This window comes from Flavobacterium sp. RSP49 (genome assembly GCF_003968735.1).
Taxonomy (GTDB): domain Bacteria; phylum Bacteroidota; class Bacteroidia; order Flavobacteriales; family Flavobacteriaceae; genus Flavobacterium.
On sequence record NZ_RYDN01000018.1, the window covers coordinates 26,388 to 38,898 of the forward strand.

Below are 12,511 nucleotides of genomic sequence, written 5' to 3' on the forward strand. Positions count from 1 at the left end.
AAAGGTACTGCTAATTTCCCTGTTATAGTTTGATTGTTAAACTTTGTTTACGTAAAGCGAGTACGCTATTTTTAGTCTGACCCTTTACTAAAGCCTTAGGGGGACTAATTATATAAGTTAAAAAATGAAAATAAGGTAAAGTTCAGTATTCATACTAAATTAAATATTTCTTACATTAATTCCTGCAAAAGTATTTACTTGAGAGATATCACCCGTTTAATATCCTTTCATAAACCAAGCTGTCCGTTGTGCGGAAGTTCAGTGTAATACCATAGAAACTGTTAGTTAGATTTAAAGACTAGGTTTAGCTTTAAAGTATAATTCTGTTCTGACTTTTAGTAAAAAGCGGTTTTATTAATACATTTGTTCCATTTCTGGTGTAGTTTCAAAACCAATAATTTCGCTATAAATGGCGTAGTATAAAGAATATATAAAGGGTACTGTAAAGACCATACCAACGCAACACCCGATGAGTCCCACTAATGTAGAAATGGCACCTACTACCAATAAACCCAGCAAAATAAGCGGTTGTTTTGCCACGATTAGTATGCTTGATTTTACAGCTTCAATTGCATTTAAGTTTCCAAAAATAATAAGTGGAATGGTCAGTATCGTGATTAATGTTATGGTTACCGTGATAATAAATCCGACGAAGGGTATTTGCGCATAGTCAATCAATGATGATAGTAAGGTACTAAAAATTGAAATTAGTAAAGTAGCAATGAAGAGTTCTTTGAAATACGATATTTTATAGTATTCAAACATGGTTGATACATGAAATTCTTCATCTCTTTCAGCACAATACGCCATTTTAATTAAACCGGCACTTATAGGACTAAATAAACTCGATAGTAAAACAGAAATCCCGGATACAATTAAAATAAAGTTTAAACTTAAATTTTCCGGTTGTAAATTTTCCGGTTTCATTTTTTCCAGTATCATGGCAAAATCAAAAAAGGCAACAAGTATTACTGATACAAAAACAATCAGCATAATAAAAAACACAAAAATAATTAAACCAGCATAAATCGCAATTTTTTTATAATTTTCAAAAGCATGGTTAAAAACGATTCCAAAATCTAAAGGATATCCATTTTTTTCTATTTCATGTATTCGGTCTTGTGTAGTTTTTAACATTTTATTGGTCGTTTTAGTGGGTTAATTATTTTGTTATTTTTCAAAATAAACGCATTCAATAGGAACTCTGAATCGTTTTCCGTACACTCCTTTTCCGCTACCCAATAGCATATTAAATTCGGATGATGCCTGTAAATGTAATATTTTTTTTATTCGTAGCGAATCGAAACCTTCCATTTGGCACGTATCATAGTTTATGGCAGTCATGCTGATCATGAAGTTTTGTCCCGCAAGTCTGGCGCTTTTATGGGCTACAATGCGCATGCCGCTTTGTCTTGCCTGTCTCTATATGGGTCTGAATAACCCAATAACTTAGAAAGCAATGAATTTGATCATTGCAGTAATTCCTGTGATATCAAAGTAAATCGACGGAACGATTTTTTGATAATAATATAAAGCAAATTGTTCTCTTTTTAAATATTCTGCTTGTGGCTTGTTGCCATATCGTGGCTAAGTAAATACACTTTTTACTTTTTTTACATCAATAGTTTCATTTTTAAAAACCCGAACCTAGCGTCGGTATTTTATGGATGCACTGACGGTTTTTTTATGGGTTACATCCATTTTAATATTTTTTGAAAGGTCTTTAATTTGTCTTTGTAAGGCGCATACCGAATGGGTAAATCCAGCCATGTCCCTCTTTTTACAATGGCTTTTTTATGCGAAAAAGTATCAAAACTCCGTTTTCCGTGATAGGCTCCCATTCCTGAAGTACCAACACCGCCAAAAGGCAAGCGATTATTCGCTAAATGGATTACGGTATCATTGATACAGCCACCACCAAAAGAATATTTTTGCAAAACTTCTGCAATAAAAGATTTGTTTTGCGAGAATAAATACAACGATAATGGTTTTTCGAAACTTAAAATTATTTTTTCAATATCTGCCTCTGAATGGTATGAAAGTATAGGAAGTATGGGACCAAAAATTTCTTCGGTCATCACTGGACTATCCATTTTTGGCTCGTCCAATAGCGTAGGAGCAAGGAATAAAGTGTCTTTATTGTAGTGACCTCCAAAAAGTATTTTTTGGTTTTCCAATAGATGCAATTGGCGTTGCCAGTTTTTCAAATTGATAATTCTGGCGTAATCAGGGGATTCTTCCGGATTTGGACCTAGTGCCTTTTCAATTTCCAGAATTAGTAAAGTTATGAAAGTAGCTTTCATTTTATGGTGCACCACTATGTAATCAGGGGCAACACATGTTTGTCCGGCATTTATAATTTTTCCCCAGACAATGCGGCGGGCACTCAATTCTAAATTGGCAGTTTCATCAACAATACAAGGACTTTTTCCGCCTAATTCCAGCGTAACTGGAGTTAGGTTTTCGGCTGCAGCTTTTGCTACAATTCTGCCAACGGCAACACTTCCTGTAAAAAAAATATAATCCCAACGTTTTATTAATAATTCCTGTGCAACAGTCGCGTTTCCGGTAATGACGACGACATCTTTTACAGGGAAAGTTTCATTTATAATTTTCGCTATTATAGTAGACGTATTTGGGGTAAGTTCAGAGGGTTTTAGGGTTACTTTATTTCCGGCAGCAACAGCAGCAATCAGAGGGCATAAGGCCAATTGAAACGGATAATTCCAAGGCGAAATGATCAATACATTTCCGTAAGGCTCACTATATATGTAATCTGACGATGGAAAATTCAAAAAAGAAGCGAGAACTTTTTTGGGTTTAGCCCAAGAATCAATATTTTTAATGGTTTCTTTTAAATCACTTATGACATAATTTGTTTCTGTTAAAACGGCTTCAAAGGCTGGTTTTTTAAAATCATCGTAGAGCGCTTTAATAATTGCTTGTTCCTGTTTTATGATGGTATACAATAGTTTTTTTAAAGATTCTTTTCGGTAGTCTACACTATTTTCATTTTTCATATTATGTTTTAAAGGTACAGATTTATTATTTTAACCCGAGTCGGTAGCCTACATAAAAATCAGCTTGTTTACTGTCGCTGGCCAAAGCAGTCACTATAGAACTGGATCCCATATAAAAGCCATAGACTCTAAATCCAACACCACCGGTAATTCCAGAAATTTCGTTATCTGACCAAGAGGAATAAATTTCATAATTTTTCAAAGAAAAACGAGGTGTAATAGAAACCACATTTTGTGTTGTCACCTGATTATCGCTGGTATCATCTTTTAATTTTTGTTGTGTGTAAAGCGCAACAAAAAATTTAGGAATTACTTTTATATCTGCATAGGCAGAGAAAACAGTGGGTAAGGTTACTTTGAAGTTTTTGCTAGATTTGGTTTTAGTTAAGTATCCGTCGTTTACTAAAATGGTTTCTACTTCCTTTAAAGTAGTAGTGTTTTGAAATTGGCTTAATGCTAAACCATTTGGGTTAGAAAAAGTAGACTGTATGTTTAATGCATAATTAGTAGAGGAATTTGCATCATCCTTGAAGGTCATCGTACCAATATTTCGCACTGCGATACCCGCATTGATTTTGTAATCGTCTTGGTCTTTCCATTGGTAATTTACGCCAAAATCAGCTGCAACTCCGTTTAATTTTCCAAAAACGGATTCAGCATAATTATTAAAATCAGTAAAACCATCGTTGAAGTTTCCGGAATACGCAATGTTCATTGTAGCTTGAGTATTATTTAAAAACGCTTCGGCACCTATGGTATTAATGGTTCCCTGAAATTGATCCAAGCCTAAGTTGGTGTACGAGCCTGGAAATAATAATTTCAAGGTAGCACCCGCATTAAATTTATGGTGTTCATTTTCGAATACGTTTCTGGCGGCGGAGAATCCTAATTCTCCCCAGCTTGTACCATTTAAACGTTGGTTGTAGTCATTGCTTATCGATGAAGAGCCAATAAGATTTCCGGTATTGATCGCCGCACCAAGTTGTGGGTCAATATCAATTAAATTTAATTTCGCAGTAGCTTTTGTAGTAAAGCCAAAAGCCCATTTGTTCATTTTCATAGCAAAACCAGGACCGTATATTTCTGCGTCTACGCGCATATTTACCGGGGTGTTTCCTGTAAATAACAAATTCTCTAAATTTTCGCCATTAACAATATCACTAAATCCTATTTTATTATTAGAAGCAATTACACTAGCCGAAAAAATATTTATTTCATATTTTGAACTTAAATTAGACAGTTCCGCAGGATTCATGCCAGCATTTATTATTCCGACTCTAGTAGACATATTGATTCCTGAAAAATGGTCTTGAGCGGTCATGTTTAAGAACGAAACGAAACAAAAAATAATAGGTAGTTTTTTCATACAATTTGTTTTTTTGAATATTTATTATTGAGTTATTGAAAGCTTGAAAGTAAAAATACTATTTTTTAGTGTCAAATGGCATTCCAGATCACATCATTTGGAGTAGGGGCAATTATTTTTATATTTTCCTTTGTAACTGGATGGACGAACATCAATTTTCGAGCATGCAAATGAATACCTCCATCTGGATTGCTACGATCAAAACCATATTTTAAATCCCCTTTAATTGGCGATTCAATCGCTGAAAGTTGTGCCCTTATTTGATGGTGTCTTCCCGTATGAAGATTGATCTCAAGAGCATAGTAGTTGTTTAGTTCTTTGATAATTGTATACTCTAAACTGGCTAATTTGCTGTCAGGAACTTCTTTTTCATGCGCTTTTGAACTATTGTTTTTTTCGTTTCTTTTTAAATAATGAACGAGTTTATCTGTTGCCTTGGCAGGTTTGTTTTTGACGATGGCCCAATATGTTTTTTGAGTTTCTCGGGTACTGAATAATTCATTCATTCGAGTCAGAGCTTTACTGGTTCGAGCAAATACTACTATTCCGGTTGTTGGTCGATCTAAGCGGTGTACAACACCCAGGAAAACCTCCCCGGGTTTGTTGTATTTATCTTTGATGTATTCTTTAACCACATCTGATAAGGGTTTATCCCCCGTTTTATCCCCTTGAACAATATCTCCTACGCGTTTGTTAATTACAAGAAGATGATTGTCTTCGTGAAGTATTTGCAGGTTGTTTTTAGTAGAAATTATTTTCATTTTTCAATTCCCTTTTAGGGGGTTAGGGGGTTTAATATTGTTCATTAGCATTCGGGAAATCACTTGATTTTACATCTGCAACATATTGGCCAATGGCCGTTGTCATACCATCATATAAATTCATATACCTTCTTAAGAAACGCGGACTGAATTCGTTGTTCATGCCTAACATATCATGAATTACTAAAACTTGTCCGTCAACACCACCACCAGCACCAATTCCAATAACAGGAATCGATATGCTTTGAGCTACTTTTTCGGCTAAATGAGCTGGAATTTTTTCTAAAACTAAAGCAAAACAGCCTAGTCTTTCCAGTAATTTAGCATCTTCGATTAATTTATGTGCTTCTTCCTCTTCTTTGGCGCGAACGGTGTAGGTTCCAAATTTATAAATGGATTGTGGTGTTAAGCCTAAATGTCCCATAACTGGAATTCCGGCGTTTAATATTTTCTTGATAGAGTCTTTAATTTCTTTACCACCTTCTAGTTTTACGGCATGACCACCGCTTTCTTTCATGATTCTGATGGCAGAGCGCAAGGCTTCTTTTGGATCTGATTGGTAACTTCCAAAGGGTAAATCCACGACTACCAAAGCTCTTTCAATGGCTCTTACCACAGAGGAGGCATGATAGATCATTTGATCCAGCGTAATAGGTAATGTAGTTTCATGACCAGCCATAACATTTGAAGCGGAGTCTCCCACTAATATTACATCAACTCCTGCCGTATCAACGATTTTTGCCATGGTGTAATCGTATGCGGTGAGCATCGAAATTTTTTCTCCATTAGCCTTCATTTCAATCAATGATTTTGTAGTAATCCTTTTATAATCTTTTTTTGCGACAGACATATTTCCTTTTATTTGAGAAGGTAAAGGTACTCAATTGTATAATTTTTGGTTAAAAATGTAACACTAATATTGTTTCGGATACAAATTAATCAATAAATTAATCATACGAAAAACACTAGTACTTACTTTATTGCTTTAATCAAAATATTACTATTCTTAAAATCAATAAGTTGAAAGCGTAATTGATATTTTTTTTCAAGTTTTTTAGACCAGAGATTCACTTCAATTGTATTTGCTTTGTGACGATACATTTATACTTCAATCCAGTGCTGAGAATGAAAAGAACACTTTGTTTTCTCATGAAAAAATTAGGGGGCATTTTATAAATCCATTGCTTCCATTCCATTCTATTGAATTTAAATTTCCTGAAAAATTATCAGGTACTTTATTCAAAAAGATGGAGCCATAGCGCATGTCTGGACACCTTATGAGTTTTATGTTAATGGTGCATTAAGTCATAGTAGGGTGAACGCGTTTGCACTTTTCAAAAAAGACAACCATTGGAAAATTATTTACCTTATTGACACTCGCAGAAGGTAGCTTGATGAGTTTTTTTTAGAATATTCATCGTGTGTTACCGATAAGATAAAAATTAATTGGAATTTTTGCGTTCTATAATTTTTTACTAATACATTTACACGTTAAAAAGAATAAATTTATGCAGTTGTATAAAAAATTGTCTCGGATTGGTTTTCTTAAAAATAGTTATGCCTTCAAATTCCTGTTTGTTGCATTTGTAGGCATTCATATTCCATTAATTGGATTGTTATTTTTTGTACTTTATGGACGTAAAGCGATTTCAGCCGATTCTATTTTAATTTTTGCGTTGATTACTACTTTATTGGCAACAGCAGTCACTTTATTTTTTTTAAAGAAACTAATTAAACCTATTGAATTAGCTTCCAGGTCATTAATTGCGTATCGGAAAGACAGGACAATACCTTCCTTGCCCACTAATTTTTCGGATGAAGCAGGGTTGTTAATGAGTAATATTCAAGAATCAATAGCTGATAACGAAAATTTCATCATTGAAAAACAAGATTTAGTTTATTTGCTTTCGCATGATCTAAGAAATTTTGTAGGAAATTTAAAATCGGCCGCATTGCTTATTTTAGAGGAGGAATCTTCGGATTATATAAAAGAATTAGCGGAGTTAATAGCTCAATCCAGTAGTGAACAATTTCATTATATTGAACGTTTTATCACATTATTAAAGGAACAAGATCAAATTATCAAAAGAAATTCTCAGGTTTCCTTAATTCAGTTTTTACCTGTTTTTTCTATGGTGGCAAAACAATTGGATCAGGTGTTAGTGGTCAAAAATATTAAACTAGTTTTATCAATTGACGTAAAGGAGGCACTTTTGAAAATTGATGATGATTTGTTGATTCGAGTTTTAGTAAACGTTATTGATAATGCTATAAAATTTTCCTATCCGGATAGTGAAATTGAAGTTCATGTTTATCTTGATGATAGTAAGCTGTATTTAAAAGTGAAGGATACAGGAGTAGGTTTTGATCAAAAACAGAGTGGCGAATTATTTAAAAAATTCACTAAAATGAGCATGTCGGGCACTTCAAATGAGCCTTCTACAGGAATTGGATTGTATTTGTGCAAAAAAATAGTAGAACGGCACAACGGTGTAATTGATGCAGAAAGCAGTGGGACCAATAAAGGGGCTACTTTTTCAATTGTTTTTGATACAAAAAAGGGCTAAAAATAGTTTTCAAATGTGTTTTGTCCTTTTTAGGGCAGACGAAATCCACGAAAAATAGTTAAAGCACTGCAAAAAATAAGATTATTCGGTGAACTAAAAAATAAAGCTGTAATTCTATTCTTGATTTGGAATAGCGTTACAGCTTTTGGTTTATGATTAGCAGGGATAAAAAGAGAACGGTAAAAAGGTGTTTTTTATAACACCTAAACCGCATTGTGATTCCTTAGCTATCGGTGTAAATACTTTGTATTAGTTCGTTTTTTTTAATTGACCCACTTTTTTCCAGTTTGGATCTATATTTAAAGCGACTGCGATGTACACTTCACTTTTATTTATTTTGAAAGCGGTTCCTCTATTCATTTCAGCATTGACTTCTTTTGGCGTTAAGTTGTAAATTGCCCCGGTAATAGGATCTACAATGATACCAATCAAGCCACCAAATAAAATATTTCCAATATACCAAGCATTGAATTTTTTAGTTAAGTTAGTTTCAAATGTTTGGTATCCTTCTAATTTAATCATCACATGATGTTCTTTTTTTCGTTCCAGTTTGATTTCAAAAGGCGTTTTTCCTACTTCGATTTCATCAATAAAAATAGAGGCCGCCGCAGGGTTGCTTCTAAAATTTACTTTTTGTTTAGATCCGGAAACAATTGTAGCACAACTACTCATTAGTAGCGCTAGGGATAATGTAGAGATAAGAATTGTTTTTTTCATTAGAGTGTGTATAATTAATTAAGTTGTAATTTATATTGGGGGATCGTGGTTACGTCGCCGTCATAGTAAAAGAAATCTACTTTGATGCGATAACAAAGACTCCATATATCGGGAGTTCTCTTTTCGGTTACTTTTACAAGATTAGCGCCTTTTTCTCGGGCTAATTTTCGGGTTTTTGTCAGGTGTGAGTTAAAATCACAATCGGTTGTGAAACCACTGTCCTGATATCTGGCATTTCCTATTTTTTTGGCACCTTCAGGAATTGCATGATGAACATCAAGAAAGACTACGGGGTCTTCAATTGTAAGAGGTTTTTCTGAGGATTCAAAATTAGAAGTGATTTTTGGACTACAGCTAAAAGCTAAAAACACAAAAACGAGAAGAGATAATCTTTTCATTGTCAGATGGAATTGGTTATTATTATTATACGGGGAATTTTTATTCTACTCTAACTTTAATAGCACCATAATTATCAGACTGGAAAGTAATAAGCCCAAAAACAGTTTCTCCTTTTTTTATTATTTTGCCATTAATGGAATAATCGTTCAGCTCAGTTTTGAACTTTTTATTGGCATTACTCGCAACAATCATATTTCCTAAGGCTAATCCGGGTCCAATAATCAATCCTATTGGTGTCGAGCTAGTTTGCTCCGTCATTCCGTTTGAATTGGTTTTTGTAGTAAAAAATTGAATTGGAGATAATAATAAATAAAACAAATAGGAGGCTGGGCTCTGTTTTAAAGATTTGAATGTTTTTTCATTCTCCAATAGATACAATTCATTTCCACTTTCAAAATTTAATTTTATATCTTTTCCAAAAACCAAATCTTTTTCAGTGTCGTTTTTTACTTTAATAGCTACTATTCGAAGCCCTTTTTTAGTCTCTTTCTTTGCGTATTTCTTATTTAATAAATCATATTTGTATTCCAGCGTTACTCCATGAAGTATGTTGTTCGAAATGTAATTAAGTGAAGCGGGATGTATTGATTTGTACGCTGAAGCACAGCTGTTTAATGCAATTATAGTCGATAATAAAAAAATAATTTTAGTTAATTTCATTTGCTGATTAATTAGTTTTTTTTATTTGTTGTCAATTAGTTTTTTTTGTAAGTAAAGTATACTTTTTCAAAAAGCAAACATAAATAATTTACTGATACTATTAAAATTAAACAGTATTTATTTTAACCACGTTTTTGTTTATTTTTTTTTGATTTAAGTTTAAATATTAGTTAAAAAAAACGGATATCCGATACTATTTTTTTTAAAAAGAACTAAATTTGGTAAAATAGAAAATTTATAATTATGAAAAGAAATGCAACCGCAGTCTGGAATGGTTCACTCAAAGAAGGAGCCGGAAAACTAACCACACAAAGTACCACACTTAAAGATACCCAATATTCATTCAAATCTCGTTTTGAAGAAGGAGTGGGGACTAATCCTGAAGAGCTTATCGCTGCAGCACACGCTGGCTGTTTTACGATGCAACTTTCGGCCTACATTAGTGAAGAAGGGTTTGAAATCGAAAGTATAGAAACCAAATGCGACATTGATTTAGTTGATGGAACAATTGTTACCTCACACCTGATGCTTCAAGCAAAAATTGGCGGAATAACAGAAGATGCTTTTCAACAATTAGTAACTAAAGCAGAAAAAAATTGTCCTATTTCTAAAGTCTTAAATGCTGCAATTTCTTCGACTGCTACCTTAGTTTAAAAAATATAGGCATCAAAAAGGCTCGATTTAATTTTAAATTGAGCCTTTTTTTATGTGTTTGATGAACTAAAAAAAACAGAATTACAGATCTTTTTACTTAATGTACAATTAGTTTTATCTTGTTTTTTAGAAAGTCTAAGTAGCAACATTTGTATAATGTAGTGTTTTAAAATTAAACAAAATGACACAACAGATTGATTTTAAACTATTTTTTAGAATATTGCTCCTTTTGACTTTATGATGTTTAAACTTTGAACTTACTTAATTGTGTTTAAAAAAAATAATAATACAAAAAATGAAAAAGATAGTTATTCTTATTGCAACATTTGGTCTTTTTGCTTGTAACCAACAAAAGGATAAAGGTAACCAACAAGGGGACTGGATTAAAGGAACAGAAGCAGAGCAAATCCGGACCATTGAAAAACAATTTCGTGGTTTTGACTATGCAATGTTAGAGACTGGATATCGGTATCAAGAACTATTTTGGGCGGGACAAGACCAAAATTGGGAGTATGCCGAGTATCAAATAGATAAAATAGAAACCGCCATAAAAAATGGTCTTGAACGGAGGCCTAAAAGAGCAGCATCAGCCGATCATTTTTTGACAGTTATTTTACCCAAAATGAAAAACAGTATTCAAAGTAAAGACCCCGTAATCTTTAATAAAGAATTTGAGAACGTAACAATTAACTGTAACCGATGTCATGCCATGGAAAACGTACCTTTTTTTACGATCAAGACACCCATAGACAGACAATCACCGATAAGAAAATAATATGTTAGAAAAAATCATTAATACCGACAATTCAAAAACTACAATAATCATTCGTCTTATAGTAGGAGTCGTGTTTTTATCGGAAGGTATTCAAAAGTTTTTATTTCCTGCAATTCGCGGAGCTGGTAGATTTGAAAAAATAGGTTTGCCTTCACCCGATCTATTAGGAAGTTTTGTTGGTGCATTTGAAATTATTTGTGGCGTCTTACTTTTAATTGGGTTGTGTTCGCGCTTAGCAAGTATTCCTTTACTTATAGTTATGCTAGTAGCATTTACAACAACAAAATCAGATGTTTATTTGGAAAAAGGATTTTGGGAACTGCTTCATGGGAGCAGAACTGATTGGGCAATGCTTTTAGGTAGTTTTTATTTACTAATAAAAGGGAGTGGATTTTGGTCTGTGGATAAAGCTTTGATGAAGAATGAAAAATAATGCTGAGTTAAAAGATCTTGCAAAACTTTTTTTTAAACTAGGCGTAATTGGTTTTGGAGGTCCTGCATCTCATATTGCAATGATGCATCAAGAGGTTGTTATAAAAAGGAAGTGGCTTGATGAGCAGCACTTTCTTGACTTGATTGGTGTAACAAATTTAATTCCTGGACCCAACAGTACCGAGATGGCTCTACATATAGGACATGAAAAAGCAGGTTGGAATGGCTTAATTATCGCAGGTCTTTGCTTTATTATTCCTGCAGTTTTCATTACCGGAATTTTTGCATGGCTTTACAAAAACTACGGTCAACTTCCCGAATTACACGATTTTGTTTATGGTATAAATCCTGTAATTATTTCTATTATTCTTGGAGCAGTTTTTCCTTTAGCAAAAAAATCATTAAAATCATTTGAATTAATATTCATTGGGCTTTTAATCTTAATTAGTTCCTTGTTGAATTTCAATGAAATTTATTTAATGTTTGGAGCAGGTTTTCTTGCTTTATTTTTGAATTTAATCAGAAATAACAAATTGACTCACACCAACAGTATTTTTCCTTTAGTATTATTGCAGGGACTAAATAACTCTTTTTTAACGGTAACAAACTCAAATCTATTTTGGATATTTCTAAAAATAGGTGCTCTACTTTACGGCAGTGGTTATGTTTTATTTGCTTTCCTTGATGCAGAATTGGTCTCAACAGGACTTTTATCAAGGCAAGAACTTAATGATGCAATAGCAGTTGGGCAGTTTACACCTGGACCCGTTTTTTCTTCGGTAACATTTATTGGGTATCAAATCAATGGACTTTCTGGCGCGATTGTTTCTACTATTGGGATTTTTTTGCCTTCGTTTCTTTTTGTTTCTTTTCTCAATCCGCTAGTAAAGAAGTTGCGGAACTCAAAATTATTTTTAGTATTCCTAGATGCTGTAAATGTGGCTTCAGTAGCTATTATTATTTCGGTTTGTTTTGAAATGGGTAAAGATGTCGTTACAGATTGGAAGACAATTTTTATTGGTATTTTAAGCTTGGTTTTGATAGTTAGTTTAAAAAAAATAAATAGTGCTTTTATAGTTTTGGGAGGATCTTTATTGGGGTACTTATTGACGTTTTTTTGATGAAATAAGCGATGAGTCAATATAAGCGAGTAGCAGCAT

General features: G+C 33.2%; 14 protein-coding genes. 5 read left to right on the top strand and 9 right to left on the bottom strand.

Features of this window, described 5'->3' with window-relative positions:
- Positions 1 to 354: 354 nt before the first annotated feature.
- The 6 genes from EKM02_RS09895 to panB form a co-directional block, all read right to left on the bottom strand.
- On the bottom strand, positions 355 to 1,137 hold the full coding sequence (locus EKM02_RS09895) for a hypothetical protein (protein ID WP_126454699.1): 783 nt from the start codon (positions 1,135 to 1,137) through the stop codon (positions 355 to 357).
- A 33-nt stretch (positions 1,138 to 1,170) separates the two neighbouring features.
- Complete coding sequence (locus EKM02_RS15025; RefSeq protein WP_234423175.1) at positions 1,171 to 1,401, bottom strand: nitroreductase family protein; 231 nt, start codon at positions 1,399 to 1,401, stop codon at positions 1,171 to 1,173.
- Between the two features lie 290 nt (positions 1,402 to 1,691).
- Positions 1,692 to 3,020, bottom strand: a complete 1,329-nt coding sequence (locus EKM02_RS09905) for an aldehyde dehydrogenase (protein ID WP_126454701.1) — start codon at positions 3,018 to 3,020, stop codon at positions 1,692 to 1,694.
- A 25-nt stretch (positions 3,021 to 3,045) separates the two neighbouring features.
- Complete coding sequence (locus EKM02_RS09910; protein WP_234423176.1) at positions 3,046 to 4,386, bottom strand: hypothetical protein; 1,341 nt, start codon at positions 4,384 to 4,386, stop codon at positions 3,046 to 3,048.
- A 71-nt stretch (positions 4,387 to 4,457) separates the two neighbouring features.
- Positions 4,458 to 5,147, bottom strand: a complete 690-nt coding sequence (locus EKM02_RS09915; protein WP_126454703.1) for an RluA family pseudouridine synthase — start codon at positions 5,145 to 5,147, stop codon at positions 4,458 to 4,460.
- Between the two features lie 31 nt (positions 5,148 to 5,178).
- The gene (gene panB / locus EKM02_RS09920) at positions 5,179 to 5,997 is read right to left on the bottom strand and encodes a 3-methyl-2-oxobutanoate hydroxymethyltransferase (RefSeq protein WP_126454705.1); all 819 of its coding nucleotides are present in this window, start codon (positions 5,995 to 5,997) and stop codon (positions 5,179 to 5,181) included.
- A gap of 658 nt (positions 5,998 to 6,655) precedes the next feature.
- Between panB and EKM02_RS09925 the strand changes: the two genes are divergently transcribed.
- The gene (locus tag EKM02_RS09925; protein ID WP_126454707.1) at positions 6,656 to 7,714 is read left to right on the top strand and encodes a sensor histidine kinase; all 1,059 of its coding nucleotides are present in this window, start codon (positions 6,656 to 6,658) and stop codon (positions 7,712 to 7,714) included.
- Positions 7,715 to 7,963: 249 nt separating this feature from the next.
- Here EKM02_RS09925 and EKM02_RS09930 read toward each other — a convergent pair whose 3' ends face one another.
- From EKM02_RS09930 to EKM02_RS09940, 3 genes are read right to left on the bottom strand one after another with little or no spacing between them, the layout of a single operon-like run.
- Positions 7,964 to 8,431, bottom strand: a complete 468-nt coding sequence (locus EKM02_RS09930; RefSeq protein WP_126454709.1) for a PEGA domain-containing protein — start codon at positions 8,429 to 8,431, stop codon at positions 7,964 to 7,966.
- A 14-nt stretch (positions 8,432 to 8,445) separates the two neighbouring features.
- Positions 8,446 to 8,829: a hypothetical protein gene (locus tag EKM02_RS09935; RefSeq protein WP_126454711.1), complete on the bottom strand. Its 384-nt coding sequence runs from the start codon at positions 8,827 to 8,829 to the stop codon at positions 8,446 to 8,448.
- A 40-nt stretch (positions 8,830 to 8,869) separates the two neighbouring features.
- Positions 8,870 to 9,490, bottom strand: a complete 621-nt coding sequence (locus tag EKM02_RS09940; protein ID WP_126454713.1) for a hypothetical protein — start codon at positions 9,488 to 9,490, stop codon at positions 8,870 to 8,872.
- Between the two features lie 243 nt (positions 9,491 to 9,733).
- Between EKM02_RS09940 and EKM02_RS09945 the strand changes: the two genes are divergently transcribed.
- The 4 genes from EKM02_RS09945 to chrA all read left to right on the top strand — a co-directional run bounded on the left by EKM02_RS09945 (position 9,734) and on the right by chrA (position 12,472).
- The gene (locus EKM02_RS09945) at positions 9,734 to 10,144 is read left to right on the top strand and encodes an OsmC family protein (protein WP_126454715.1); all 411 of its coding nucleotides are present in this window, start codon (positions 9,734 to 9,736) and stop codon (positions 10,142 to 10,144) included.
- A gap of 295 nt (positions 10,145 to 10,439) precedes the next feature.
- Positions 10,440 to 10,919, top strand: a complete 480-nt coding sequence (locus EKM02_RS09950) for a hypothetical protein (protein ID WP_126454717.1) — start codon at positions 10,440 to 10,442, stop codon at positions 10,917 to 10,919.
- 1 nt (position 10,920) lies between these two features.
- Positions 10,921 to 11,352, top strand: a complete 432-nt coding sequence (locus EKM02_RS09955) for a DoxX family protein (RefSeq protein WP_126454719.1) — start codon at positions 10,921 to 10,923, stop codon at positions 11,350 to 11,352.
- Positions 11,342 to 12,472, top strand: coding sequence for a chromate efflux transporter (chrA, locus tag EKM02_RS09960; RefSeq protein WP_126454721.1), 1,131 nt, complete (start codon positions 11,342 to 11,344; stop codon positions 12,470 to 12,472). Before EKM02_RS09955 ends, chrA begins: the two co-directional genes overlap by 11 nt.
- Positions 12,473 to 12,511 lie beyond the last annotated feature (39 nt).

Bases quoted from the DNA above. Each gene is read 5' to 3' on its own strand.
- EKM02_RS09895 (WP_126454699.1), bottom strand. From the start codon at position 1,137: ATGTTAAAAACTACACAAGACCGAATACATGAAATAGAAAAAAATGGA.
- EKM02_RS15025 (WP_234423175.1), bottom strand. From the start codon at position 1,401: ATGCGCATTGTAGCCCATAAAAGCGCCAGACTTGCGGGACAAAACTTC.
- EKM02_RS09905 (WP_126454701.1), bottom strand. From the start codon at position 3,020: ATGAAAAATGAAAATAGTGTAGACTACCGAAAAGAATCTTTAAAAAAA.
- EKM02_RS09910 (WP_234423176.1), bottom strand. From the start codon at position 4,386: ATGAAAAAACTACCTATTATTTTTTGTTTCGTTTCGTTCTTAAACATG.
- EKM02_RS09915 (WP_126454703.1), bottom strand. From the start codon at position 5,147: ATGAAAATAATTTCTACTAAAAACAACCTGCAAATACTTCACGAAGAC.
- panB (WP_126454705.1), bottom strand. From the start codon at position 5,997: ATGTCTGTCGCAAAAAAAGATTATAAAAGGATTACTACAAAATCATTG.
- EKM02_RS09925 (WP_126454707.1), top strand. From the start codon at position 6,656: ATGCAGTTGTATAAAAAATTGTCTCGGATTGGTTTTCTTAAAAATAGT.
- EKM02_RS09930 (WP_126454709.1), bottom strand. From the start codon at position 8,431: ATGAAAAAAACAATTCTTATCTCTACATTATCCCTAGCGCTACTAATG.
- EKM02_RS09935 (WP_126454711.1), bottom strand. From the start codon at position 8,829: ATGAAAAGATTATCTCTTCTCGTTTTTGTGTTTTTAGCTTTTAGCTGT.
- EKM02_RS09940 (WP_126454713.1), bottom strand. From the start codon at position 9,490: ATGAAATTAACTAAAATTATTTTTTTATTATCGACTATAATTGCATTA.
- EKM02_RS09945 (WP_126454715.1), top strand. From the start codon at position 9,734: ATGAAAAGAAATGCAACCGCAGTCTGGAATGGTTCACTCAAAGAAGGA.
- EKM02_RS09950 (WP_126454717.1), top strand. From the start codon at position 10,440: ATGAAAAAGATAGTTATTCTTATTGCAACATTTGGTCTTTTTGCTTGT.
- EKM02_RS09955 (WP_126454719.1), top strand. From the start codon at position 10,921: ATGTTAGAAAAAATCATTAATACCGACAATTCAAAAACTACAATAATC.
- chrA (WP_126454721.1), top strand. From the start codon at position 11,342: ATGAAAAATAATGCTGAGTTAAAAGATCTTGCAAAACTTTTTTTTAAA.